Raw genomic sequence first — 24,976 nt, 5'->3', positions numbered from 1 at the left:
CGCATGGGGAGCCGTCGTTCCCTGATCGCTCTCCTGATCCTCTGTGCGGGGCTCGGTGCACACCTTACCCCCTTACGGGCGCAGGCCGGGGATCTGCAGGCCCTGTTCGAGCGGGTACGGCCCCCGGTGGCCATCGTGCGAACCTTCTCCGAAGGCCGCCGCTCCACGGGTACCGCCTTCTTCATTCAGCCGCACGTGGCCCTGACCGCGGCCCATGTGGTACGGGGTCGGGAGCGGATCTTCCTGGATCCCTGGTCAGGAAGCGAGCGGGAGGCTCAGCTGGTGGGCTACGATGCGCGGCGGGACGTGGCGGTGGTGCGGACGAACGGTGCCCCGCTTCCCACCCTGGAGCTCGCAGACTCCGCCGGTTTACGGCCCGGGGATCCCGTGGCGGTGATCGGATCTCCCCGGGGCCGCCCGGTCACCATGACGACGGGCCACGTGCTGGCCACGGGCACCACGCTGCCCGGACTGGTGCCGGGGATCCTCGTCCGGAGCAGCGCCACGGTCGTGCCCGGCCATTCCGGAAGCCCGCTGGTGAACCTACACGGACAGGTGGTGGGGCTCGTCATCGCCGTCTCCAACCGGCCCGGGGAAGAAGGAGGGCTCGCGGTGGCGAGCGCGGTGATCCGACAGGTGCTTCCGGACCTCCTGGTAGGGGCCCGGCGGGAGCGGGCATGGATCGGGATCGTGGGGATGACGCTGGATCCGGAACTGGCTCGGCGGAGAGGGTTCTTCGTGCGCCGCGGCGTGCTGATCCTGGACGTGGTCCCCAACAGCCCCGCGGAGGCCGTGGGGCTGCGGGCCGACCGGCCGGAGGGGCCCGTCGGGGACGTGATCGTCTCCGCGGATGGCCGCGAGATCACCCAGTGGGAGGACCTGCTCCTGGTCCTGGGGGATCGCGAGCCCGGACAGAGGCTGCGGCTCGGGGTGGTGCGGGCCGTGGAGCGGCTGCAGGTGGAGGTGGTGCTGGCCCCCCGTCCCTAGTGATACCCTGGTGCTAACCGTGCGGTTCCTGTGGCCCGCGCTCCTGTGGGGAATGCTCCTGGTTCCGTTGGGGGGGTGGGGGTACGTGTGGGCCGTTCGGAGGCGCGCCCGGCGCGCCATCGCCCACCCACTTCTCCCCGGGTTGGCCGCCGCGGAGGGGAGGGTACGCAGGGGGCGGCACCTGCCGGCGGGGCTGTACCTCGCAGCCCTGACGGGTTCCCTTCTGGCCCTTGGTCGCCCCGTGGTCCCTCTTCCGGTCCCCGCGGACCGTTCCACCATCATGCTCAGCCTGGATGTAAGCGGGAGCATGCGCTCCCGGGATATCCTCCCTTCCCGGCTCGAGGCCGCCAAGGAGGCCGCGAAATCCTTCGTGCGAACGCTTCCCCCTCAAATTCCGGTGGGGCTCGTGGCATTCGGCGGCTACGCCCTGTTGCTCGTCCGACCCACTACGGATCGAGAGGAACTCCTGGACGCCATCGACCGGCTGGAGTTCCTGCCCCGTACCGCCATCGGGGAGGGGCTGCTGGAGGCCGTGGCAGCTCTTCCCGGGAGGGGCCGTCCGAGTCCGAGCGGATCCCTGCCCCGGAGGCCTCTAGGTGGGTGGCCGCCCGGGGTGGTCGTCCTCCTCTCGGACGGGCGCAGCAATACCGGAATCGATCCCCTGGAAGCCGCCGGCATTGCACGGGCTCAGGAAGTCACGGTGTACACCGTGGGGGTAGGACAGCCCTCCACTGGCTACGATCTCTGGACCATCGGTGGCCCTCTGGACGAGGAGACCCTGCGGGAGATTGCCCGGATCACGGGCGGGACCTACCACCACGCCGCCAGCGCCCGGGCCCTGCGGGAGGTGTACCGGAAGCTGGCCCGCGCGGCCGGGTGGGAGCGGCGCCCCACGGAGGTTACGGGATTCGCCGCGCTGGTGAGCGCGGGGCTGCTGGTCGCGGCGGTGGCTTGCTCCTTCCGGGTTGCGCGCCTGGAGCCCTAGGTCCTTCACACGGGGCTCACACCGGGGGAGCAGGATGGCCGCAGACGGGGGAGGTGATGCCATCGAGCTCTCGTGGCTCTCCGGGGTGGAACGGTCTACTCCCTATGCGGGCCGCGGTGCGCACGCCCAGGCAGGAATCCCTGCCCTGCGGGGGTGCTCCCGCGGGTGAGGGCCATGAGACCGTGATCTCCAGACACCTGGGATCCTAGGAGGGCCCGTGCGCAGAGGAGTATTAGGGGTGCTCCTGGTGGGGCTTGTGGGCCTGGGGGTCTGGTGGGCTGTGGGAGTTCTGCGGCCCCGGCAGAGCATCCAGGCCCCGGCCTCCGGGCCTCCCGCGGCCGGTCCCCGGCTCGCGGTGGTACGCACGGAGCCCGCCCGTCTTGGGTCCCTGGCGGTTCGGGCCACGTACGTGGGAGAGGTGCAGGCAACGGGGAACGCGGACGTGCTGCCCCGGATTTCGGGCGTGGTCCAGGAGGTTCGGGTCCGGGAAGCGGACCTGGTCCGACCCGATCAGGTGCTGGTGGTCCTGGACCCCCGGGAGCTGCGCTATCAGGTGGAGCAGGCCCGGGCCGCGGTACGGACCCAGGAGGTGGCGGTGGAGCAGGCTCACGCTGCAGTTCAGACCCAGCGCATGCAGGTGGAGCAGGCCCGGGCCAGCCTTCAGACCCAGCGGGCCCGGCTCGCGCAACTGCTCGCGGGACCTCCGCCCGAGCAGATCCGGCAGGCGGAAGAACAGGTGCAACAGGCCCGGGCCGCGGTGGAGTACAGCCGGGCGCAGCTGCGGCGCACGGAAGAGTTGTTCCAGCAGGGGTTCGTGGCCCAGCAGGCGGTGGATGCGGCCCGCACGGATCTCACGGTGCAGGAGGCACGGCTTCGGGCCGCGGAGGAGCAGCTGAAGCTGCTTCGGCAGGGACCTTCTCCGGAGGAGGTGGAGGTGGCCCGTTCGCAGGTGCGGCAGACGGAGGCCGCCCTGCGGCAGGCCGAAGCCCAGCTGCAACAGGCCTGGGTGGCGCTCCGGCACGCACGGAGCGTCCTCGCCCAGACCCGAGCAAGCCTCCAACAGGCGGAAAGCCTGCTTGGGGAGCGCATGGTGCGGGCTCCCGTGAGCGGGGTGGTGGCCTCCCGCTCCGTGGATCCTGGGGACAGCGTCACGCCCACCACGCGCCTCGTGCAGCTCGTGCGGCTTTCTCCGGTGGAGGTGGTCTTCTCCGTGCCGGAGCGAGACCTCCGGCGGATCCGCCCGGGCATGGAGGTCGTGGTGCGGGTGGATGCCTTCCCCGGACGCGCCTTCTCCGGGCGGGTATCTCGCATGGGACCGGTGCTGAGTCCGGAAACCCGGACGGCCACGGTCCGGGTGGAGGTGCCGAACGCGGACTTGGCCTTACGTCCCGGGATGACGGCCCGGGTGGAGCTGGTATTGGCTCGGCGGGAGCGGGTGGTCACGGTTCCCCTCCACGCGGTGGTGGAGGGGAACCGTACACGGGTGTTGTTCGTGGTAGAGGGAGGCATGGCCCGGGCCCGGGCCGTAGAACTGGGGATCTCGGACGGGGAGCGGGTGGAAGTGGTGCGGGGCGTACGGGCCGGGGAGCCGGTGGTGGTGGCAGGGCAAGAGGTGCTGCGGGATGGAATGCCCGTACGCCTAGTGGATCGGCCCCTGCGGGAGCGGAGGCGACCGTGAGGCTTTCCGCCCTCGCCCTCGCACGTCCCATCGGCACCTGCGTGGTCTTCGGAACGGTGATCCTGGTGGGGCTGGTCTCCCTGGCGGGGCTCCCGATCGATCTGTTGCCGGATGTGAGCTTTCCCCGGCTCACCATCGCCACGGACTACCCCGGAGCCGGACCCGAGGAGGTGGAGAACCTCGTCACCCGGGTCCTGGAGGAGGCCGCGAGCACGGTCCCCGGCGTACAGGACATCCTCTCCACCTCGAGTCAGGGGACCTCCCGGGTCACCGTGGTCTTCCCCTACGGCACGGATCTGGACGCGGCCGCAAGCGACCTCCGGGCCGCCATCGAGCGGGTGCGGCGCCGACTCCCCGAGGATGCTACTACGCCTGTTGTGTTCAAGTTTGACCCCTCCCAGTTTCCCATCTTGCAGATCGGGCTGCTGAGCGCACGCAGTGCCCGGCTGGACCCCGTGGAGCTCCGACGGGTGGCCGAGGAGCAGGTGCTGTTCCGCCTGGAGCGGGTTCCGGGAGTGGCGGTGGCGGAGGTGGTGGGCGGGGTGCAGCGGGAGATCCGGGTGGAGCTGGATCGGGGCCGCATGCAGGCCCTGCGGGTCTCGGAGCAGGACGTCGCAGGTGCCCTCCAGGCCGCCAACCTCTCCCAGCCCGTGGGGACGGTGCGGGAGGGACCCAAGGAGCTGGGGCTTCGGGTCCTGAGCCGGTATACGGACCTCGAGCAGATCCGCGCGACCCCGGTGGCGGTGCGGGGCGGACGGGTGGTGTACGTGCGGGATGTAGGCCGGGTGGTGCGCACCGCAGGCGACGAAACCGGGCGGGTGCGGATCAACGGCGAGCCCGGGGTGCTGCTGGTGGTGCGGCGTCAGCCCGGCGTGAACACCGTGGCGGTCTCCGACGGGGTTCGGCGCGAGATCGCGGGGCTGCAGCGGCTGCTGCCGGAGATACGGTTCCTGGTGGTGGGGGACAACGCGGAACTGATCCGCCGGGCGATCCGGTCGGTCCGGAATGCGCTCCTGATCGGCGCAGGGCTCGCGGTGGGAGTCCTGCTCCTGTTCCTGCGGGACCCCCGCAGTGTGCTCGTCATCGGCACCGCCATCCCCACCTCGTTGCTCGGCACCTTTGCCCTCATGTACCTCAGCGGCTACTCCCTCAACCTGATGACCTTGGGCGCTCTTGCCCTAGGTGTGGGTATGCTGGTGGACACCTCCATCGTGGTGCTGGAGAACATCTTCCGGCTCCGGGAGGGAGGTGCGAGCGGGGTGGAGGCGGCCCGGCGCGGGGCCCAGCAGGTGGCGGGTGCGGTGACTGCCTCGACCCTCACCACCGTGGTGGTGTTCCTTCCCGTGGTGGTGCTCCGCACGGGAGCGGTGACCACCCAGCTGTTCGTGCAGTTCAGCTACGTGGTGATCTTTGCCCTCCTGTGCTCTCTCCTGACTTCCCTCACCCTCACGCCCGTGCTGGGCTCCTGGCTTCCCGCCCTCCGATCCTCAGGCGGGGGATGGTTCGGCCCCGTACGGGAGAGCTATCGCCGCCTCCTGGGAGCCCTGCTGCGCCGCCGGTGGGTGGTGTGGGCGGGATGCCTGGCCGCGGCGCTGGTGGGGGTGGGGTCCTTCCAGTTCCTGGGATCGGAGCTGATCCCTCAGGTAGACGAGGGAGAGATCTTCATCTCCATCCAGTTCCCCCAGGGCACTTCCCTGGAGGCGCTAGACGGGCAACTGCGGGAGCTGGAGGGGCTGGTGCGACGGGTGGCCCCGGAGGTGGAGACCCTCACCGTAACGAGCGGGACCGCGGCCTTCGGCCCGGGAGGCCCCAGCCGTGGTTCCCTGCGGCTGCGGCTTCGGCCGAGGGCCGCCCGTTCGCGCACCACGGAAGAGGTGGCCGCAGCCCTCCGGCGGGTCCTGGCGGTGCCGGGCGGCCGGGTGGTGGTGCGCACGAGCGCCGGAGCCTTTAACATCCTCCGGTTTGGGGCCACGGATCCCATCGCGGTGGAGATCCGGGGGGAGGATCTCCGGGAGGGGATGCGGCTTGCGGAGCAGGTGCGGGGTTTGCTGGAGCGCATTCCGGGGATCACGGACGCCGCCATCGCCCGAGAGGAGCAGGCTCCGGAGCTGAGCCTGCGGGTGGATCTGGAAAGGGCCGCATCCCTAGGGCTTTCCGCGGCCCGTATCGCGGGCGCCCTCGAGGCCGCGGTGGGAGGGCGGACCGCCACCCTGTTCCGGGAGGCGGGAAGGGAGATCCACGTGGTGGTGCGGTTGCGGGAGGAGGACCGCCGGCTCGCCCGGGATGTGCTGACCCTTCCTATCATGACGCCTACGGGCCAGCAGGTGCAGCTGGGACAGGTAGCCACCGTGGTGCGGGACGTGGGCCCCGCGCAGATCACCCGCCGTAGCCGGCAGCGGGTGGTCACGGTGACCGCGGGGTTGACGGGCCGAGACTTCGGGAGCGTCGCGGAGGAGGTGCGGACCGCCCTGGCCCGGCTACAGCTCCCCCCGGGGTTTGCGGTGGCCCTCAGCGAGGAATACGAGGAGCAGCAGCGGGCCTATCGGCAGCTCCTCTGGGGCTTCCTTCTCGCGGTGCTCCTGGTGTACGCGGTGATGGCGGTGCAGTTCGAGCGGCTGCTGGAGCCACTCCTCATCATGGCCTCCGTGCCCTTCGCGGTGGCAGGCTCCTTCCTGCTGCTTGCGCTTACCGGCACCACGCTCAACATCCAGTCCCTCATCGGCCTCATCGTGCTGGCGGGGGTGGTGGTCAACAACGCCATCGTGCTTATGGACTTCACCCTCCAACTGCACCGCGAAGAAGGGATGCCTCTGTACCAGGCGGCGGTGGAGGCCGCAAGCGCCCGGCTGCGGCCCGTGCTCATGACCACCCTCACCACCATCCTCGCCCTCGTGCCCTCCGCCCTGGGAGTGGGGGAGGGCGCGGAGCTGCAGGCGCCCCTCGCCCGCAGCGTGATCGGGGGAATGGTGCTCTCCACGCTCATCACCCTGTTCCTCATCCCGAGCCTGTACGTGGCGGTTCAGGAGGCCCGGGGACGGCGTCGGGCCGCCGTCCCCGTCCCCCGGCCCGCGGTGGTGGCGGGTGGGAGCAGCCCCGTGGAGCCCCACGGATCGGACACGCCTTAACAGATCCACCATGGAGGCAACAGAAGGATGTCCACGCGCCTTGCTCTCACCCTCGGGCTCCTGGTGGTCCTCACCCCTCCCATCGGTGCCCAGGTCCCCGCTTCCTACACCCTCGCCCAGGCCGTGGCCCTCGCCCAGGAGCAGAGCCCACAGGTGCGGGCTGCGCGGGAGGCCCTGCGGGCCGCGGAGGCCCAGCTCGCCGCGGCCCGGGCCGCGCTCCAGCCCTCGGTGGGCGTAGGGATCTCCGGGGGCCTCGGACCTTCCGGGGCTTCCGCCCAGGTGAACCTGGGGGTGAGCTATCTCGTGTACGACGGGGGGGTGCGACAGGCCCAGCTGCGGCAGCTGGAGGCCCGGGTGCAGAGCGCCCGGGAGAACCTCGCGGCGGTGCAGGCTCAGGTGGCCCTCAGCGCGGTGCAGGCGTACATGAACGCGGTACTCGCGGATCAGGTGGTGGCCCTCCGGGAGCAGGTGGTGGCTCAGGCCCGGACACAACTGCAGGGCGCCCAGGCCCGGGTCCGGGCGGGAACCGCGCCACAGGCGGATGTGGTGAGCGCCCAGGCGCAGCTGGCGAGCGCGGAGGTGGCCTTGCTGGAGGCCCAGGCCAACGCACAGACCAGCCGCGCGCAACTGGCTTCGCTGCTGGGGCTCGATCCCGCCGCGGCCATCACGGTGGTGGCCCCCGGTGTTCCTCCCGGGTTTGAGCTCTCCGAGCCGGAGGTGCGCGCCCGGGCCCTGCAACGGCCGGAGGTGCGGAGAGCCCAGACGGAGGTGGCGGCCGCGGAGGCGGCCCTGGCCGCGGCGCAGCTGCAGGGTGGGGTGACCGTGAGCCTGGACGGCCGATATGTGCCCCTGACCGTGGGAACGCCCACGGGCTCGGGCACGTGGTCTATTGGGGCCTCCGTTTCCGTGCCCCTCTACGACGGAGGCCAGCGTTCGGCCCAGGTCGAGGCCGCCCGGGCCAATCTCGAAGCCGCCCGGGCCACGCTGGAGCAGGCACGGCTGGAGGCCCAGCGGGAGGCGGTACAGGCATGGCTTTCGTGGCAGTCGGCTCTCGCACGGGAGACGGCGGCCCGGCGGGCCGTGGAGGCGGCCCAGGAGGCGTTGCGGGTGGCGGAGGGACGATACGCGGCGGGCGTGGGGAGCATCCTGGAGGTGGCGCAGGCACGCACCCAGCTCGCCTCGGTGCAGGAATCCCTGGCCCAGGCCACCGCGACCCGGTGGACCGCCCTCGCCGCCCTCCGGCGGGCTGTGGGGATGAGCGTGTTGCCCTAGAGGTGCGGGATGAGACGACGGTGGATCCTGGGAATCCTGGTTCTTGCGGTGGCAGGCGGAGCCTTTGCCGTCTTCCGGGCCCGAAACCACGGAGCCCAGCCGCCCCGGTGGCGCACCGCTCCCGTGGTGCGGGGAGAGCTGGTGGTGGCCGTGAGTGCCTCCGGCTCCATCCGGCCTTCCTCCGAGGTGGAGGTGAAGTCCCGGGCCACAGGGATCGTGCGGAGGGTCCTGGTCCAGGAAGGAGACCAGGTCCGGGCGGGGCAGGTGCTCGTGGAGATCGATGACCCAGATGCCCTAAGCGCCCTCCGCTCCGCGCAGGCCAGCTACGACGCCGCGGTGGCACGCCTCGAGCAGCTCCGGGCCCAGCACCGGGCTCAGCGGGCCCAGGAGCGGGAACAGATGACGGCCGCGGAGGCAGCCCTCGAGGCGGCCAGAGCCCGGCTCCGGCAGCTTCTGGCGGATCAGGCCCAACGGGAAGCGCAACAGCAGGCCCAGGTCGCCCAGGCCCGGGCAGCCCTCGAAGCCGCCCGGGCCCGGCTCCGCCAGCTCCTCGCCGGTACCCGACCGGAAGAGGTCCTGCAGGCGGAGCAAGCCCTCGAGGCCGCACAGGCGGAACTCCGGCTCAGCGAACAGAACTACGCCCGGACCGAGCAGCTCGTGCAGCAGGGGTTTGTGGCGCGGCAGGAGCTCGATACCGCGGCCGCACGACTCGCAAGCGCAAGGGCCCAGGTCCAGTCCGCCCAGGCGCGCCTCCAGGAGCTCCGTGCGGGCCCGACCTCGGAGCAGATCGCGGAAGCCCGGGCTGCGGTGCGTCAGGCGGAGGCCCAGCTCGCCCAGGCTCTTGCCGCGGCCCAGGACGAGGCGGTGCGTCGGCAGGAGGTCCTGGCGGCTCAGGCGGCCGTGCGCCAGGCGGAGGCGCAGTGGCAGCAGGCCCGGGCAAGCCTCCTCCAGGAGGCCGGCCGGGCGTCGGAGTTGGCGGCGACCCAGGCCGCGGTCCGACAGGCTGAGGCAAGCCTCCGCAACGCCCAGGACCGCGTCCGGGAAACCCTTATCCGGGCGCCCGTAAGCGGCTTCATCTCCACCCTCTCCGTGCAGGTGGGGCAGTCCGTGATCGGCAGTACCCAGGGCGGAACTCCGGTGATGAAGATCGCGGTCACCGAACCCGTCCTGGCGAAGGTCCTGGTGGACGAGGTGGACATCCCGCAGATCCGGCCGGGGATGAAGGCCACGGTCCGTGCGGATGCCCTTCCGGACCAGAATTTCCCCGCCACGGTCCTCGCCATTTCTCCCAACGCCCAGATCAACAACAACGTGGTCCAGTATGAGGTGACGCTCCGGATCACAAACCCGCAACATCAGCTCCGGCTCGGCATGACCGTGCAGGCGGAGTTCACCCTCCTCCATCGGTCCGGAGTCCTCCTCATCCCCCGGGAGGCGGTGCGCGGGCGGAGCGTGCTCGTGGTGGTGAACGGCGAACTCCAGCCCCGCCGGGTGGAGCTCGGAGAGACGGATGGCCGGATGGTGGAGGTTCGGACGGGACTGCGGGAGGGGGAGGTGGTGTTCCTGGGCATGGAACGGAGCCCGGAGGTCTCGACACCCCGGAATCCCTTCCTCCCACAGTTCCCGCGCCGCTCCCCCGTTCCGCGTACTCCCCCGAGGAGCCCGTGATGCTGCTTGAGCTGGAGCAGGTGACCAAGGTCTACCGGATGGACGGGGTGGAGGTGTGGGCCCTGCGGGGCGTGAGCTTGAGGGTCGAGCCCGAGGAGTTCGTGGCCATCATGGGCCCCTCGGGTTCCGGGAAGTCCACCTGCATGCACATCCTGGGCTTACTGGATCGGCCCACCTCCGGCGTGTATCGGTTTGAGGGCAAGGACGTATCGAGCCTTGGGGAAGTGGAGCGGGCCCGGCTGCGCAACCGGCGCATCGGGTTCGTGTTCCAGGCCTACAACCTCCTTTCCCGCACCACGGCCCTGGAGAACGTGGAGCTTCCCATGGTCTACGCGGGGATCCGGGACCGGACACGGGCCCTGGAGGCCTTGCGGTGGGTGGGGCTGGAGCACCGGGCCCACCACCTCCCCACGCAGCTTTCGGGGGGAGAGCAGCAGCGGGTGGCCATCGCCCGGGCCCTGGTGATGGAACCCGCCCTGGTGCTGGCGGACGAGCCCACCGGCAACCTCGACACCCAGACGAGTCTGGAGATCATGGGGTTGCTGCAGCGGCTCAACGAGCGGGGCGTCACCGTGGTGATGGTGACCCACGAGCCGGACATCGCGGCCTTCGCCTGCCGCATCGTGCAGTTCCGGGACGGCCGCATCGTGCAGGATCGGCCCAACCGACCGCGTACGATCTCGGAGGTGCGGACATGACCCTCCTCGCGAGCCTCCGCATCGCGCTGCGGGCCCTCGCCGCAAACCCCCTCCGGTCCCTTCTGACCACCCTGGGGGTGATCATCGGGGTAGGAGCCGTGGTGACCACGGTGAGCATCGGGGCCGGGGCCCGCCGCAGCGTGGAAGAGCAGCTCACGGCTCTCGGCACCAACCTCCTCACCGTGCTCCCGGGTCGGGCCGCGGGCCCCGGCGGCATCGGGTTCGGACTCGGATCCGTGCAGACCCTCACCGAGGAGGATGCCCAGGCCATCCAAGCATCCCTGCCGGACGTGGAAGCGGTGGCCGCGGAGTATAGCCGACCTGCCCAGGTGGTGGCAGGTCCCTACAACGACACCACGAACGTGAGCGGGGTCACGCCTTCCTTTCCGGAGGTGCGCAACTGGCATCCCGTAGAAGGGACGTTCTTCGGCGAAGCGGAGATGCGCGCCCGGGCCCGGGTGGCGGTGATCGGCCAGACGGTGCGGGAGACCCTGTTCCCGGACCGGGATCCCGTGGGACAACCCATCCGCATCAACCGGATCCTCTTCACCGTGATCGGCGTGATGGAGCGCAAGGGCTCCACGGGGTTCGGGGACCGGGACGATGTGGTGTTCGTGCCCCTCTCCACGGCCCAGAAGCGCCTCTTCGGAGTGGACCACGTGCGGGCCGTGTACGTGAAGGTGCGGGAAGCCTCGCGCATGGACGCGGTGGCCGCCCAGGTGGAGGCATTGCTGCGAACCCGGCACCGGATCCGGGAGGATCAGGAGTCCGACTTCGTGGTGCGCAACCAGGCGGAGGTGGTGCAGGCCTTCACCGGCGTCACCCAGACCATCACCCTGCTGCTGGGGGCCATCGCCGCGGTGTCGCTGGTGGTGGGCGGGATCGGCATCATGAACATCATGCTGGTCTCCGTCACCGAGCGCACCCGGGAGATCGGAATCCGAAAGGCCGTGGGGGCCACTCCCGGAGCCATCCTCCTACAGTTCCTGGTGGAGTCCGTGCTGCTGAGCGTGGGCGGGGGGCTAATGGGGATCGGGCTGGCCCTGGGGGCCACCCGGATGATTTCAGGGTTTGCGGGCTGGATGACCATCGTGACCCCGGGGGCGGTGGCGCTGGCCTTCGGATTTGCGGTGGCCGTGGGGCTGTTTTTTGGCCTGTATCCCGCGTACCGGGCAGCCCAGCTGGACCCCATCGCGGCCCTGCGGTACGAGTAGAGCAGGGAGGGGTCGGTGCGGAACCTCGCCGCGATCGCGCTTGCGGCCGTGCTTTTGGCCGGATGCGCCCAGGGCCGCGCGGCGCCCCTGGGGGATCCCGCCTTCCGGGTGGCGGCCGCGGTGCTGGCCCTGGAGCGGAGTGGAGCGCCTCTCACCCCTCAGCAGGCAAGACAGGTGCTCCCGCTCCTGGAGGTCCTGCGGAATCTACGCCCTGAGGAACGGGAGGTGGCCCAGAGGCTCCTGACCCGGTTCGAGGCGGTCCTCACCCCCGCGCAGAAGGAGGCTCTGCGGACTGCGCGCGAGCGCCTGCGGGAGCGGGTACGTTCCGCCCCCCGACCAGGTCCCGTGGATCCGGAACGGGCCGCGGAGTTCCGGAGCAGGCTTGTGGACCGGGCGGTACATCTCCTGGAGCGGCGGGCCCGGGGGCGATAACCGGGGAGGGGAAGGAGGACCCGCGGAGGGGGAGAGAACCCTATATGCGTAAGACGCCGGAGCAAAGGGGGGATGGAGCATGAGACGGAGGGGAGGCTGGATCTTCCTGGTGGGCATCCTCCTCGCCCTTCCGGTGTACGGACAGCCGCGGCCGAACTGGCCCCGGAGCGTCACCATCGGGAGCGCCTCCATCGGTGGGGTGTACTACGTGGTGGCCGGTGGGTACGCCAAGGTGATCCAGGAAAAGATGGGGATCTCCGCCAGCAACCGCGTGACCGGTGGACCCATCCAGAACATCCAGCTGGTTCACGCCAAGCAGATCGAGCTGGGCCTCACCACCATGGGGCCCGCGTATGAGGCCCTGCGGGGCATCGGGTGGGCCCAGGGAACGCGCTATGACAGCATCCGGTTCACCTGGCCCATGTACACCTCCTTCGCCCACTGGATCACCCGGGCCGATAGCCCCATCCGGTCTGTTGCAGACCTCAACGGGAAGGTGGTGGACCTGGGTCCCCGGGGCGGGTCCGCGGAGTTCGTGGGGCACAAGGTTTTCTCCCTCTTCGGGATCCGGCCGGCCCGCGTCGTGAACCTGTCCTTCGCGGAGGGCGCCAACGCCCTTCGGGACGGGTTGGTGGACGCCAACTTCGGCGTGATCGGGGTCCCGGTACCCGCGTGGCTGGAGCTGTCCATCACACGGCCCGTGCGGTTCTTCGGGTTTACCCCGGAGCAGATCCAGCGGCTCACCGCCACCTACCCGTATCTCGCCTCCGCGGCCATTCGGGCCCATGTGTACCGGGGACAGGACTACGTGATTCGCACGGTCCAGATGTGGAACGCGGCCTTCGTGCACAAGGATATGCCGGAGGACTTCGTCTACGAGCTCACCAAGACCATCTTCGACAACCAGGAGCTGCTGGAGCAGGTGCACCCCACGGGCGCGGAGACCCGCCCCGTGAACATCTACTATATCGCGGGTCCGCTCCATCCCGGTGCCCTGCGGTACTACCGAGAGCGGGGCGTGCGCCTGCGGCCCGAGCACCAGCCCCCGCACTGATCTTCGGGGAAGCCCGGCGTGAGGCGGGGAGAGGCCGCAGCCGGAAAGGAATGGAAGGTCCCCGGCCTCGTGTCGGAGGTCGGTTCCGCGGAGGAACTCCGGGGCCGGGACCTCCGGGGAGGGTGGCGTCTGGTGGTGCGCGCCGTGGGAATCGCCATGGCCGCATACCACATGGTGGTGCTGGGCTTCTACTCCACGGACCCCCAGAAGATGTATGCGTTCCACCTCCTGTTCGCCTCCCTGCTGGTGTTCCTGCTCCTGCCCGCCCGCCGCAACGGCTCCCCGACGCCCACCCCGTGGGACCTGCTCCTGTGTCTGGGGAGCGTGGCCGTGGTGGCCTACCAGCTGCTGTACTTCTCCGAGCTCACCGCCCGCGCGGGCGTGGTGCCCGTTCCTGCGGACGTGGCCGTGGGAGTGGTGCTGCTGGTGGTGGTGATCGAAATGAGCCGTCGTACCTCCGGATGGGCGGTTCCGGTGCTGGGGCTGGTCTTCGTGCTCTACGCCTTCGCGGGACCGTATCTTCCGGGGATGTTCCGGCACGGCGGCTTCCCCTTTGCCACCGTGGTCTCCTTCCTGTTCAGCGACAACGGGATCTACAGTGCCCCCATCGCGGCCTCGGCCCGGTACGTGTACCTGTTTATCCTGTTCGGCGCGGTGCTGGAGGCCAGCGGAATCGGGAAGTTCATCGTGGAGATGGGGCTGGGACTGGCGGGCCACCGCCGCGGCGGTCCTGCAAAGGTCTCCATCCTCACCAGCGCCCTCTTCGGCACCGCCTCCGGTTCCTCCGCGGCCAACGTGATGGTGGACGGCGTCCTCAACGTGCCTCTCATGAAGTCCACCGGGTTCAAACCCAGTGTGGCGGGTGCCATCGAGGCCATGAACTCCACAGGGGGGCAGCTGGTACCGCCCGTGATGGGGGCCGCCGCCTTCCTCATGGCGGACATTCTCGGGGTTCCGTACTCCCGTATCGCCCTGAGCGCCCTCATCCCCGCATTGCTCTACTACGTGGCTGCGTACTGGATCATCGACTTCTACGCGGCAAAAAACCATCTGCGTGGGCTGCCCCGATCGCAGCTCCCGCCCCTCGGTGCGGTGCTGCGTCGCCGGGGATACCTGCTGGCCCCCCTGGGCCTCATCCTCCTGCTCATCATGGCCCTGGATTACTCCCCCTTCCGGGCAGCCCTGTGGGGCCTTGCCGCGAGTGTGGTGGCCTCGTGGGCGGGGCGGGAGAAGCGGGTGGCCCATCCGTGGGTCCTACTGGGCGTCGCTGCATACCTGCTGACCCGCCGGCTGGGGCTTGGCGTGCTCTGGAGCCTGGCGGTGGGATGCGGGGGGGTGGCGGTGGTGTATGCGGTGCGAAAGGAGAGCCGGGAGGGCATCCAGCGGCTGCTGGATGCCCTGTACGACGGCTCGTGGCGGTCCGTGGAGATCGCAGCCACCACCGCGGCCGCGGGAATGGTGGTGGGGATCCTCTCCCTCACGGGACTGGGCGGGAAGCTCTCCTTGGCCCTGCTGGCGCTCTCCGGCGGCAGCTTGATCCCCCTGCTGGGGGTGGCCATGGGGGTGGCCCTCCTGCTGGGCATGGGGCTTCCCACCACCGCCGCCTACGCTATTATGGCGAGTACTCTCGCCCCGGCCCTGGTCCAGGCGGGGGTCCCGCCCATCGCGGCCCACCTTTTCCTCTTTTACTTTGCGTGTCTTTCGGCCCTTACGCCTCCCGTGGCCCTGGCGAGCTATGCGGCCGCGAGCCTGGCTCGGGCGCCCCTGTGGGAGACCGGCTGGCAGTCCGTGCGGTTTGCCCTGGCCGGATTCATCGTGCCGTACATGTTCGTCTTCGGGCCCGCACTGCTGATGCAGGGCCGCTGGTACGAGGTGGTGTGGGCCTTTGGTACCGGATCGGTGGGGACCATGTGCTTGGCCGGAGCGGTGGTCGGCTATCTCCTGCGTCCTGCAAACCTCCTGGAGCGGGCCATGCTGCTGGCCGCGGCCCTGCTGCTCATCAAGCCGGGGTTGGTAACCGACCTCTTGGGATTCGGGCTGCTCGGTGCTACCCTCGTGCTGCAGCGGTCGCGGCCCGCCCTCCCCGTGGTGCAGCCCTCCTGAAGGGATGGTGCTGGGACAAGTCCGGCCACGCGGCCGCTAGCCGAGAAGGTGCAGTATAATGGACACGAGGATGTGCCCATGCGGCCGACCCTAGGGAACATCGAGCAGATTCTCCAGGCCCTGGAGCAAGAGGGGTACATCGCGGATCGGGAAATTGCCACCGCCATCTACCTCTCCATCGAGCTCCACAAGCCCCTTCTGGTGGAGGGCGCGGCCGGAGTGGGGAAAACCGAGATCGCGAAGGTCATGAGCCAAGCCCTCGGGACCGACCTCATCCGGCTGCAGTGCTACGAGGGGCTGGACGTGAGCACCGCCCTCTACGAATGGAACTACCCCAAGCAGATGCTGCGCATCCGCCTGGAGGAGGGAAGCGAGCGCACCGTGGAGGAGAAGGAGCAGACCATCTTCTCGGAAGCTTTCCTGCTCCGTCGGCCGCTGCTGCAGGCCATCACCCATCATCGGGCTCCGGTGCTCCTGGTGGACGAGATCGATCGGGCAGACGTGGAGTTCGAGAGCTTCCTGCTGGAGGTGCTGAGCGACTGGCAGGTGACCATCCCGGAGATCGGGACCATCCGGGCGAAGCACATCCCCTACGTGGTGCTCACCAGCAACCGCACCCGGGAGCTGAGCGATGCGTTGCGGCGGCGGTGCCTGTACCTGTGGATCGACTACCCCAGCTTCGAGAAGGAACTGCGCATCGTGCTCCGCAAGGTCCCCGGGATCTCGCAGCGGCTCGCTGAGCAGATCGCAGCCTTCATGCACCTGGTGCGGCGCCTGGACCTCCAGAAGGTCCCGGGGGTTGCGGAGACCCTGGACTGGAGCCTCGCGCTCCTCCGCCTGCACCGGGATCACCTGGATCGGGAGAGCGTGGAGGAGACCATGGGGTGCCTGTTCAAACACCACGAGGACCAGCGACTGGTACGGGGCCCGTGGCTGGACGCGGCCCTCGCGGCCATCCACGAGGCCCAGCGGGACGGAGAGGGGCTCGCCCGAGCCCTGAGCCGGATCGAGCGAACGTTGAAGGCGTGAGGAGAGCGGAGCTGGGAGACCTCACCGCCCACGTGGTGGCCTTCGGTCGGGCCCTGCGCGCTCAGGGGGTTCTGTGCGGGCCTGGGGAGGTGGCGGACGCCCTCCGGGCTCTGGAGCGGGTGGACGTCCTGGACCCGGAACAGTTCCGGCTCGCCCTCCGGACCACCCTGGTCCACAGCCACCACGACCTGCGCATCTTCGACGCCCTCTACCCCCTCTACTGGTCCCCCTCCCCGCCCGTGGAATCCCTACCGGAGAACGGGGAGGAACGAGGGGCGCTGGAGGAGCCCGGGCGGGAGCAGGGGCAGCTCTCCATGGAACGGTGGGCGGAGGCCGGGGAGGAGACGGAAGGAGAGCAGGAGGTCCCTGGCTACAGCGCTCTGGAGGTCTTGAGCCGGAAGGACTTCTCCAACTTCACGGATCGCGAGCTCGAGGAGATCGGGAAGCTGGTGGTGGCCATCGCCCGCCGCATCGCCACCCGCATGAGCCGCCGGATGCAGCGGGCTCGGCACAGCCACCGGCTCGACCTGCGGCGCACCATGCGGCTCCACCTGCGGTGGGGCGGGGAATTGCCGGAGCTGGCCTTTAAGCGTCCGCGGATCCGCAAAACACGGCTCGTGCTCCTGTGCGACGTCTCCGGCTCCATGGACATCTACAGCCGGCTCCTGATCCAGTTCGTGTACGCGCTCCAGGAGGCCGTGGGCAACGTGGAAAGCTTCGTGTTCAGCACCTCCCTCACCCGGGTTACCCCCGCCCTCCGGTCTCGGACCCTACGGGAGGCGCTGGACCGGCTGAGCCGTACGGTGCCCAACTGGTCCGGGGGTACCCGGATCGGCGCGAGCCTCATGCAGTTCCTGGAGGGGTGGCGGCACCTGCTGGATCCGCATACGGTGGTGGTGATCCTCAGCGACGGCTGGGACACCGGAGACGTGGAGGTCCTGCACCGGGCCATGCGGGAGATCCGGGCCCGCTCAGGCCGGGTGATCTGGCTGAATCCCCTCCTCGGCAGCCCCGGTTACCAGCCCCTCACCCGGGGCATGCAGACGGCCCTACCCTTCGTGGACGTGTTCGCCGCCGCCCACAACCTCGATAGCCTCCGCGCCCTGGAGCGCACCCTGGTGGCGCGGAGGCGCCGCATCGCAAGGAGGGAGTAGGAATGCGGGAACTGCTGGACATCCTCCAGGCCCTGCGGGAGGTACGCGACCGCGGGGAGGAAGCTGCCCTGGCCACCGTGGTCGGGGTGCGGGGAAGCACCTACCGGCGGGAGGGAGCCCGGCTGCTGATCCGATCCACCGGGGACCTCGTGGGCTCCATCTCAGGGGGGTGCCTGGAGGGGGACGTGCAGATCGTGGCGGAGGAAGTTCTACAGGACGGGCGGCCGCGCCTGCTGCACTACGACCTCACCGCGGACGACGAGGCGGTGTGGGGGCTGGGACTTGGCTGTAACGGGGTGATCGACGTCCTGGTGGAGAAGGTGGGTATTACGGAACCCCCGCCGGAGCGGTTCCTGGAGGAGGCGGTGGAGCGGGAACGGCCGCTCGCGGTGGTGACCGTCATCGGACCGGAGGGATCCCCTCAACTCGGGCGGCGCCTGGTGGTCTACCCGGACGGTACCTGGGAGGGAAGTCTCGGACGGGCAGAACTCGACGCGCAGGCGGCCTCGCGGGCGCAGGAGGTGCTGTGCCACGGAAAGCCGGCCCGCGAGGCCATGGAGGAGTTTGTGCTCTTCTTTGAGCCCCTCCAGCCCCCCCTGCGGTTGGTGGTGTGCGGAGCCGGACACGACGCCATTCCGCTGGTGCGCCTGGCACACGAGCTGGGCTTCCGGCCCGTGGTGGTGGATCGGCGGGAGAAGTTCCTCTCCCGGGAGCGGTTCCCGGAGGCATACGGATTCCTCCACACGGAGTTTTCAGAAGCCGCGCAGGCGATCCGGCCCGATGCCCGAACCTGCGTGGTGGTGATGACCCACAACTACCTGCACGACAAGAACCTCATCCGCTCCCTGCTCACCTACCCTACCACGCCCGCCTACCTGGGACTTTTGGGCCCCCGGCAGCGCACCCAGAAGATCCTGCGGGAGCTGGAGGCGGAGGGCGTACGGCCAAGTCCGGAACTGGAGGGGCGGATCTACGCACCGGTAGGCCTGGACATCGGAGCAGAAGGGCCGGAGCAGATCGCCCTGGCCATCCTCGCGGAGATCCTCGCGGCCCTGAACGGTCGGAAGGCGGGGTTCCTGCGGGACCGACCCGCCCCCATCCACGAGCCACTCCCCGTGTGAGCAAGGTTGCCTGCGTCGTGCTGGCGGCGGGCAGTAGCCGCCGCATGGGGCAGCCGAAGCTCCTGCTGCACTTAGGAGGAAAAAGCCTCTTGCGCCGGGTGGTGGAGACGGCCCTTGGGATCTGCGATGAGGTGGTGGTGGTGGTGGGGCCGGAGGCGGACCGCATGCAGGCAGAACTTTCCGGTCTCCCTGTGCGGGTGGTGGAGAACCCGGAACACGCCCAGGGCCTCAGCACCTCCCTGCGCAGGGGGATTGAGGCTGTGGAGGACGCGGAGGCAGTACTTCTGCTGCTTGGAGACCAGCCTGCTCTGACCCCACAACACCTGCAGCGGCTCGTGGAGATCTGGCGGAGGGAGGGAGTCCGGATTGTGGCCTGCGCGTATCGGGGGACGGTCGGTCCCCCGGCCCTCTTCCACCGGGCCCTGTTCTCGGAGTTGAAAGCCCTTCAGGGCGATGTGGGTGCCAAGCCGGTGCTGGAAGCCCACGGAAGCGAAGCGGTCTTCGTCCCCCTGGAGGAGGCGGCCCTGGACGTGGACACCCCGGAGGACTGGGCCAGGGTGCGGGAAGCCCTGGAACCGCTCCAGTAGACCCAAGAGCACACATACGTTCGGCAGGAGACTTTTATCAAACACAGAAGAGCTCGTCTGACAATCTGATTCAAGGGGGTGAGTGTGGTGCGGCTTACGCAGGTATGCCGCAGGCCCGGTGTCCACAGCTCCCGGACCTGGGTGGTGGGGCTGCTCGTGGGTCTTCTGCTCGTGGGCCTCTCTCAGGTCGGTTCGGGCGCTCCGGTAGCCCGTCCCATTCTGGTAGGCGGTTCGCTCGGTCTCACGGGGCCTTTCTCCGGCCCCTCCGCCGTGTACAAGGCGGTCTACGAGTACTGGGTCAACCGGGTGAACCGGGAGGGAGGGCTGCTGGGAAGGCCGGTGCGGCTCATCCTCTACGATGATGAAGGTAAGCCCGCGGTGGCCCAGGCCCTCTACCAGCGGCTGCTGAAGGAGGACAATGTGGACCTGGTCCTGGCACCGTACACCACCCTCGTGGGGGGCGCGATCATCCCCATCGTGGAGTCCGCAGGCAAGGTGCTGTGGAACGGGGGGTTCGTGGGGATTGAGCTGTTCAAAAAATCCCGGTGGATGGTAGGGGCTTACTCATACCAGGAGCCCGACTACCCGCGTGGGATCTTCGAACTGATCGATAGCCTTCCGCCGTCGCAGCGGCCTCGACGCATCGGAGTGGTCACGGAGCAGAATCCCTTTACCCTCGTGGTGAAGAACGGGTACCAGGGATATGGCGGCGTGCTCGGATTTGCCCGGCAGCGCGACATCCCCGTGGTGTTGAACGAGGAATTCGCTCCTACCGTGACGGACGTAAGCGGGCTCATCCAGCGGGCCAAGGCGGCGAATGTGGACCTCTTCTTCGCCCTAGCCCTGCCCAACCCCGCGGCCCTGCTGGCCCGCACCGCGCACGAACTCGGGTTCAAGCCCGCCCTCTACTGCCAGTGCGGTTCTCCGGTAACAATGCTCCCGTACTGGCGGGACCTCGGACCTGCGGCAGAAGGAATCATGGGAACTGCCATGGCTTGGCATACGGACCGCTACAAGGAAGTCAATGTCCTCCACGCGTTGCTCCAGCGAATGGGGTATCGGGAGCTCCCCTCCTTTGCGACCGTCGCCCTCACCATCCTCCAGGTCATGGAGCAGGCGGTGAAGGCCACCGGGAGCCTCGACCAGGCCAAGCTGCGGGCGTACGTGGTGGGGCGGAAGTTCGCCACCGCCAACGGCATCCTCCAGTACGACAAGGACGGGATCCCCAGCTATAACCCAGTCGTCCTGCAGTTCCTCCGGGGGCGGAACGAAGTGGTGTGGCCTCCGAACCGGGCCACCGCGAGGCCCGTTATTCCGATGCCGTGAGCCGCCCCGTCCTGACGGTTCGGAACTTGGTGAAGCGTTTCGGTGGAATCCTCGCGGTGGACGGGGTGTCCTTCGACCTGGAGGATGGGGTCGTGCTGGGGATCATCGGGCCGAACGGTTCCGGGAAGACGACCCTGTTGAACCTGCTGAACGGTGTGTACGGGCCGGATGCCGGAGAAGTGTGGGTCGCCGGACATCGGGTGGAGGGAGGCCCCCCGCAACGCCTCGCCGATCTCGGAGTCATGCGGACCTTTCAGAACACCCGGGTATTCCGGAGCCTCACCGCCATGCAGAACATGCTCGTCCCCGTGCTGCACCGCGCCATCCCGGATTCGGACGCCCAGCACCGGGCCATGGAACTCCTCGCCTCCGTGGGCCTGGAGGGATACGCACAGGTTCCGGCGAGCCAGCTTTCGGGAGGGCAGCAGCGGCTGCTGGAGTTCGTGCGGGCCCTGATGCCCCGGCCTCGGGTGGTTCTCATGGACGAGCCCTTTGCAGGAGTACATCCGGATGCCATCGAGGTCATGACGGAGCGCCTGAAGACGCTGCAGCAGGAGGGCGTGTCCTTCGTGGTGGTCAGTCACGAGATCCCCGTGTTGATGTCCATCAGCCAGCGTGTGCTGTGCCTCAACCAGGGCCGGGTGATCGCGGACGGGCCTCCGGAGGAGGTGGCGCGGAACGACGCGGTGGTCGAAGCGTACCTGGGAGGCGGCCGTGCATCCGCGGTCTCGTGAGGTCCGCGTGGTTCACGTGGAAGCCGGGTACTATCCGGAACAGACCGTGCTTCAGGGAGTGAGTCTCATCGCGCGACCCGGCCAGCTCACGGCGGTTCTCGGCCCCAACGGCTCCGGGAAGTCCACGGTGCTGCGGGTGGTATACGGCCTTCTCCGGCCCCGGCGGGGTACCGTGTGGGTGGACGGGGAGGATGTCAGCCAGCTGCCCGCACACCGGCGGGTGGATCTCGGCATGGGGTATCTCCCCCAGGGTCGGAGCGTGTTTCCCGGCCTCACGGTGCAGGAGAACCTGGAGGTGGGGGCTTGGGCCCTGCCGCGGGCCGCACGACGCTCCGCCCTGGACCGGATCTACGAACGGTATCCGGGCCTCAAGGCCTGGCGGGATCGACCGGCCGGAGTTCTCAGCGGGGGGCAGCAGCGCATGGTGGAGATCGCCCGGATGATGGTCACGGATCCCTGGGTGATCCTGCTGGACGAACCCACCGCGGGCCTGGCCCCCGTGGCCGCCCAGGAGGTCTATGAGGAAGTGGCCCGGCTGCACCGGGAGGGACGCACGGTGCTGCTGGTGGATCAGAACGTCCGGGCCGCGGTCTCCCTCGCGGACTACGTGTACGCCCTGGCGTTCGGCCGCAACCAGCTGGAGGGAACTCGGGACGAGTTCCAGCAGCGGATGCACGCGGTGGTCCGGGACTGGCTGCGGGTGTGAGGATGGCGCCTTTGCTGGTCGAAGCCATGATCAACGGCGTGCTTTTGGGTTTGGTGTACGCCCTGGTCTCCGTGGGGCTTAGCCTGACCCTGGGCGTGCTGGGGATCGTGAACGTGGCCCACAGCGCGTTCGTCATGCTGGGGTCCTTCTTCGCGCTGGAGATGCTGTGGCGGTTGGGCGCGCCACCGCTGCTCTCGGTGCTGGCCGTGGCGCCCGTGTTCTTCGGAGTCGGGATGGCGATAGACCGGTTGCTGCTCCGGCGCACCGCCTCCGCCCTGGAGGCCATGGGGCTCCTCGTGCTGTTCGGTCTCATGCTGGTGCTGGAGAACGGGGCCATCTTGGTGTGGACCACGGACACCCGGGTCCTGCCGTGGCAGACGGGCCAGGTGGTGCTGACCGTGGGCGGGATCCGGGTCTCCCTGGGGCGCCTGCTGGCCGCGGGCCTTGCTCTGGCCATGATCCTGGTCCTGGATGCTGTGCTGCGCCGCACCCTGCTGGGGAAGGTGGTGCGCGCGGTCGGGCAGAATCCGGATGCGGCCGCGGTGCTCGGGGTGGATGTGGCGAGGATCTCTATGTTGGTGGTGGGGGCCGGTGTGGCCACGGCCGCCATGGGAGGGGTGGCCGTGGCCATGATGTTCCCGTTCGCGCCGCAGGAGCACCTCCGGTGGCTGGCATGGGCCTTCCTCGTGGTGGTGGTGGGGGGCCTGGGGGGAATCCGGAGCGCGCTGCTGGCGGGACTGCTGGTCGGCGAACTCGAAGCACTCAGTGGAATCCTCCTGCCCTTCCAGTACGTGTACGCGGTGGTGTACGCGTTTCTGGCCATCACCTTGATCCTCCGCGGCCGCGGCCTGCAGACCGTGCAGGAGCGGGTTCTCTAACGCCATGCGATCCTCCGTTTGGCCGGAGACCTGGACGTCCGGACCCACCCGGCTGGGCCGCCGGCACGCCCTAGGTGCGGCTGCGCTCCTGGGGATCGTGGTGGGGATCGGAGCGTGGTGGGAGGGCCTGGGACTCCTGAGTACCCTAACCAACGTCTTCCTGTTCCTGCTCCTCACCCAGGCATGGAATTTTCTGGGAGGCTATGCCGGCTACCTGAACCTCGCCATGGCCGTGTTCTTCGGAGTCGGGGCCTACACCACGGGGATCCTGGCCTACAGGTGGGGCTGGTCTCCTCTCCTCACGTTCCCCCTGGGAGGACTGATGGCGGTGCTCTGGGCTGCGGCCGTGGGCGTGCCAAGCCTGCGGGTGCGAGGGCCGTACTTCGCTGTCCTCACCATGATCCTGGGATTCCTCGCCCAGGTGCTTGCGTACAACGTTCCCTGGACCCGGGGCGCCATGGGAATCTACGTGTCTCCCCTGCCCTGGGACCGGCGGGTGGTGGAGCAGTTCTTTTACTTCACGTACCTGGGGCTTGCCCTGCTGGTCACGGGAATCGCGGCACGGATTCAGTCCTCCCGCTTCGGGGCCGCCCTGGTGGCCGTGCGGGAGGACGAGGTGGCGGCGGGCGTTCTCGGCGTGCGGACCACGTGGGTGAAGGTGGCTGCCCTGCTGCTGGGAGCGTTCTGGGCAGGCGTGGCCGGAGGTCTGTACACCCAGCGGATCGGGTACATCGAGCCCACGGGGGTGTTCAGCCTGGACATCTCCGTGGACGTGGTCCTCATGGCCATGGTGGGGGGTGCGGGGACCTGGCAGGGTCCCCTGTTGGGTGTCCCCCTGGTCATGCTGGTGGCGGAGCTGCTGCGGGTGGGCGTGGTGCATCTGGGTCTGTTCGGGGCGCGCATCCCCGCGGAGTTCAACCGGGCGGTCTTCGGTGCGGCCTTGGTCCTCATCGCCCTGTACGCCCCCCAGGGCCTGATGGGACTGGTGCGCCCCTTCCGCGGGCGCCGGTTGGGGGTGTGATGCGGGCAGCGGTGTACTACGGGAACCAGGACGTGCGGGTTGCTTCGGTCCCGGAGCCCCGGGAACCCGGACCCCAGGAGGTACTCCTTCGGGTCCGGCGGGCTTCCCTTTGCGGGACGGATGTCTCGGAGTATCTGCACGGCCCGCTCATGATCCCCCTGCACGACCCGCATCCCGTCACCGGGCATCGTGGTCCCACGATCCTGGGACACGAATTCGTGGGTGAGGTGGTGGCCTGTGGGCCGGAGGTGGGTTTTCGGGAGGGCCAACGGGTCGTGTGCGGCGCCGGAGTGTGGTGCGGCGCCTGTCCGTGGTGCCGGGCCGGCCGGACGAACCTGTGCGCGCGGTACTACACCTTGGGGCTGCACGCCCATGGCGGGCTCGCGGAGTTCGTATGTGTCCCCGCCCGAACCTGCGTGGAGGTCCCCGAGACGTGCTCGGACGAGGCAGCCGCCATCGCCCAGCCCACCGCGGTGGCGGTGCACGCCCTGCGACGGAGCGGGTGGGCTCCCGGGATGTCCCTGGTGGTGATCGGCACGGGCGGCATCGGGTCCCTCCTGGTCGGAGTTGCCCGGGCATGGGGCGGGGAGGCCATCGTGGCGGTGGATGTGGATCCCCATCGACTCGAGCTGGCAGAGCGGGTGGGGGCTTCACGCCGGCTGCAGGCGGGACGAGACGATGTGCGTGGGGCCGTGCTGAGAGCGACCCGGGGCGAAGGCGCGGAGGTGGTGGTAGATAGCTCGGGCGCGGAAGAGGTCCTGGAGCAAGCTACAGGGCTTGTCCGACAGGGCGGGACCATCCTGCAGGTAGGATTGCCCCACCGCTCCCCGCGGGTGCCGGTCCGGGAGATGGTCCTTCAGGAGATCTGCTGGATCACCGCGGTCGCCCATGTATGCGACCAGGACCTGCCGGAGGCCATCCGGATCCTCGCATCCACGGACCTCGCGAATCGCGTGGTGGATCGCGTGATCCCGCTCGGAGAGGTCGTGCCAAGAGGCCTCCTCGCGCTCGTGCATCGGGAGGCGGCAGGGAAGGTCGTGGTGGATCCGAGCGGGTGACGGGAGTGGGTACGTGGGAGGCGCCGCGGAAGGGGATGTGTTCTACATCAAGGGGCGTCTGGCACGGATTCGGCAACACGGGCGAAGAGGAAGCGGTCCTCGGGTGGGGGTGGATCGGGGTGGGATCCTTGGAGGCCTCCGGCTAT

At 69.3% G+C, this 24,976-nt stretch carries 20 protein-coding genes and 2 pseudogenes; all 22 read left to right on the top strand.

Annotated features, from left to right (window positions below):
- The first annotated feature begins 3 nt into the window (after positions 1-3).
- The 22 genes and pseudogenes from N0A24_00305 to N0A24_00200 all read left to right on the top strand — a co-directional run bounded on the left by N0A24_00305 (position 4) and on the right by N0A24_00200 (position 24,830).
- Positions 4-987: a S1C family serine protease gene (locus N0A24_00305; GenBank protein ID MCS7171857.1), complete on the top strand. Its 984-nt coding sequence runs from the start codon at positions 4-6 to the stop codon at positions 985-987.
- 19 nt (positions 988-1,006) lie between these two features.
- Positions 1,007-1,972 (top strand): VWA domain-containing protein, encoded by a 966-nt coding sequence (locus N0A24_00300; protein MCS7171856.1) that lies wholly within the window; start codon positions 1,007-1,009, stop codon positions 1,970-1,972.
- Between the two features lie 217 nt (positions 1,973-2,189).
- A complete protein-coding gene (locus tag N0A24_00295) occupies positions 2,190-3,650 on the top strand; it encodes an efflux RND transporter periplasmic adaptor subunit (GenBank protein MCS7171855.1) in 1,461 nt (486 codons plus the stop codon).
- Complete coding sequence (locus N0A24_00290) at positions 3,647-6,775, top strand: efflux RND transporter permease subunit (GenBank protein ID MCS7171854.1); 3,129 nt, start codon at positions 3,647-3,649, stop codon at positions 6,773-6,775. The genes N0A24_00295 and N0A24_00290 overlap by 4 nt, the downstream gene beginning before the upstream one ends.
- Positions 6,776-6,802: 27 nt before the next feature.
- Positions 6,803-8,047, top strand: a complete 1,245-nt coding sequence (locus N0A24_00285) for a TolC family protein (GenBank protein ID MCS7171853.1) — start codon at positions 6,803-6,805, stop codon at positions 8,045-8,047.
- Between the two features lie 9 nt (positions 8,048-8,056).
- Positions 8,057-8,356 (top strand): annotated as a pseudogene (locus tag N0A24_00280) (HlyD family secretion protein).
- A 624-nt stretch (positions 8,357-8,980) separates the two neighbouring features.
- Positions 8,981-9,715 (top strand): annotated as a pseudogene (locus N0A24_00275) (efflux RND transporter periplasmic adaptor subunit).
- Positions 9,715-10,413, top strand: coding sequence for an ABC transporter ATP-binding protein (locus tag N0A24_00270; GenBank protein MCS7171852.1), 699 nt, complete (start codon positions 9,715-9,717; stop codon positions 10,411-10,413). The pseudogene N0A24_00275 and the gene N0A24_00270 overlap by 1 nt, the downstream one beginning before the upstream one ends.
- The gene (locus tag N0A24_00265; GenBank protein ID MCS7171851.1) at positions 10,410-11,627 is read left to right on the top strand and encodes an ABC transporter permease; all 1,218 of its coding nucleotides are present in this window, start codon (positions 10,410-10,412) and stop codon (positions 11,625-11,627) included. Before N0A24_00270 ends, N0A24_00265 begins: the two co-directional genes overlap by 4 nt.
- A gap of 15 nt (positions 11,628-11,642) precedes the next feature.
- A complete protein-coding gene (locus N0A24_00260) occupies positions 11,643-12,059 on the top strand; it encodes a hypothetical protein (protein MCS7171850.1) in 417 nt (138 codons plus the stop codon).
- Positions 12,060-12,138: 79 nt separating this feature from the next.
- The gene (locus N0A24_00255; GenBank protein MCS7171849.1) at positions 12,139-13,113 is read left to right on the top strand and encodes a TAXI family TRAP transporter solute-binding subunit; all 975 of its coding nucleotides are present in this window, start codon (positions 12,139-12,141) and stop codon (positions 13,111-13,113) included.
- A gap of 18 nt (positions 13,114-13,131) precedes the next feature.
- Positions 13,132-15,216: a TRAP transporter fused permease subunit gene (locus N0A24_00250; GenBank protein ID MCS7171848.1), complete on the top strand. Its 2,085-nt coding sequence runs from the start codon at positions 13,132-13,134 to the stop codon at positions 15,214-15,216.
- 78 nt (positions 15,217-15,294) lie between these two features.
- Entirely contained in the window at positions 15,295-16,245 is a 951-nt protein-coding gene (locus N0A24_00245; protein ID MCS7171847.1) for a MoxR family ATPase, read from the top strand.
- Positions 16,242-17,399 (top strand): VWA domain-containing protein, encoded by a 1,158-nt coding sequence (locus tag N0A24_00240; protein ID MCS7171846.1) that lies wholly within the window; start codon positions 16,242-16,244, stop codon positions 17,397-17,399. Before N0A24_00245 ends, N0A24_00240 begins: the two co-directional genes overlap by 4 nt.
- Before the next feature lie 2 nt (positions 17,400-17,401).
- Positions 17,402-18,520, top strand: coding sequence for an XdhC family protein (locus tag N0A24_00235; GenBank protein MCS7171845.1), 1,119 nt, complete (start codon positions 17,402-17,404; stop codon positions 18,518-18,520).
- On the top strand, positions 18,517-19,107 hold the full coding sequence (locus N0A24_00230) for a nucleotidyltransferase family protein (GenBank protein ID MCS7171844.1): 591 nt from the start codon (positions 18,517-18,519) through the stop codon (positions 19,105-19,107). Before N0A24_00235 ends, N0A24_00230 begins: the two co-directional genes overlap by 4 nt.
- An 87-nt stretch (positions 19,108-19,194) precedes the next feature.
- Entirely contained in the window at positions 19,195-20,433 is a 1,239-nt protein-coding gene (locus N0A24_00225) for an amino acid ABC transporter substrate-binding protein (protein MCS7171843.1), read from the top strand.
- Entirely contained in the window at positions 20,430-21,167 is a 738-nt protein-coding gene (locus N0A24_00220) for an ABC transporter ATP-binding protein (protein MCS7171842.1), read from the top strand. Before N0A24_00225 ends, N0A24_00220 begins: the two co-directional genes overlap by 4 nt.
- Positions 21,168-21,174: 7 nt before the next feature.
- Positions 21,175-21,873: an ABC transporter ATP-binding protein gene (locus N0A24_00215; protein ID MCS7171841.1), complete on the top strand. Its 699-nt coding sequence runs from the start codon at positions 21,175-21,177 to the stop codon at positions 21,871-21,873.
- A 2-nt stretch (positions 21,874-21,875) separates the two neighbouring features.
- Positions 21,876-22,751, top strand: coding sequence for a branched-chain amino acid ABC transporter permease (locus tag N0A24_00210; GenBank protein ID MCS7171840.1), 876 nt, complete (start codon positions 21,876-21,878; stop codon positions 22,749-22,751).
- A gap of 4 nt (positions 22,752-22,755) precedes the next feature.
- Entirely contained in the window at positions 22,756-23,772 is a 1,017-nt protein-coding gene (locus tag N0A24_00205; GenBank protein MCS7171839.1) for a branched-chain amino acid ABC transporter permease, read from the top strand.
- Entirely contained in the window at positions 23,772-24,830 is a 1,059-nt protein-coding gene (locus N0A24_00200; GenBank protein MCS7171838.1) for an alcohol dehydrogenase catalytic domain-containing protein, read from the top strand. Before N0A24_00205 ends, N0A24_00200 begins: the two co-directional genes overlap by 1 nt.
- The last annotated feature ends 146 nt before the right edge of the window (positions 24,831-24,976 follow it).

This window comes from Armatimonadota bacterium (assembly GCA_025059775.1).
GTDB lineage: Bacteria > Sysuimicrobiota > Sysuimicrobiia > Sysuimicrobiales > Sysuimicrobiaceae > Sysuimicrobium.
The sequence above is the reverse complement of the archived record's forward strand: the minus strand, read 5'-3'. Positions and strand labels throughout refer to the sequence as shown.

Excerpts from the sequence above, each read along its gene's own strand:
- N0A24_00305 (MCS7171857.1), top strand. The coding sequence starts at position 4 with ATGGGGAGCCGTCGTTCCCTGATCGCTCTCCTGATCCTCTGTGCGGGG.
- N0A24_00265 (MCS7171851.1), top strand. The coding sequence starts at position 10,410 with ATGACCCTCCTCGCGAGCCTCCGCATCGCGCTGCGGGCCCTCGCCGCA.
- N0A24_00210 (MCS7171840.1), top strand. The coding sequence starts at position 21,876 with ATGGCGCCTTTGCTGGTCGAAGCCATGATCAACGGCGTGCTTTTGGGT.
- N0A24_00200 (MCS7171838.1), top strand. The coding sequence starts at position 23,772 with ATGCGGGCAGCGGTGTACTACGGGAACCAGGACGTGCGGGTTGCTTCG.
- N0A24_00245 (MCS7171847.1), top strand. The coding sequence starts at position 15,295 with ATGCGGCCGACCCTAGGGAACATCGAGCAGATTCTCCAGGCCCTGGAG.
- N0A24_00205 (MCS7171839.1), top strand. The coding sequence starts at position 22,756 with ATGCGATCCTCCGTTTGGCCGGAGACCTGGACGTCCGGACCCACCCGG.
- N0A24_00235 (MCS7171845.1), top strand. The coding sequence starts at position 17,402 with ATGCGGGAACTGCTGGACATCCTCCAGGCCCTGCGGGAGGTACGCGAC.
- N0A24_00285 (MCS7171853.1), top strand. The coding sequence starts at position 6,803 with ATGTCCACGCGCCTTGCTCTCACCCTCGGGCTCCTGGTGGTCCTCACC.
- N0A24_00255 (MCS7171849.1), top strand. The coding sequence starts at position 12,139 with ATGAGACGGAGGGGAGGCTGGATCTTCCTGGTGGGCATCCTCCTCGCC.
- N0A24_00270 (MCS7171852.1), top strand. The coding sequence starts at position 9,715 with ATGCTGCTTGAGCTGGAGCAGGTGACCAAGGTCTACCGGATGGACGGG.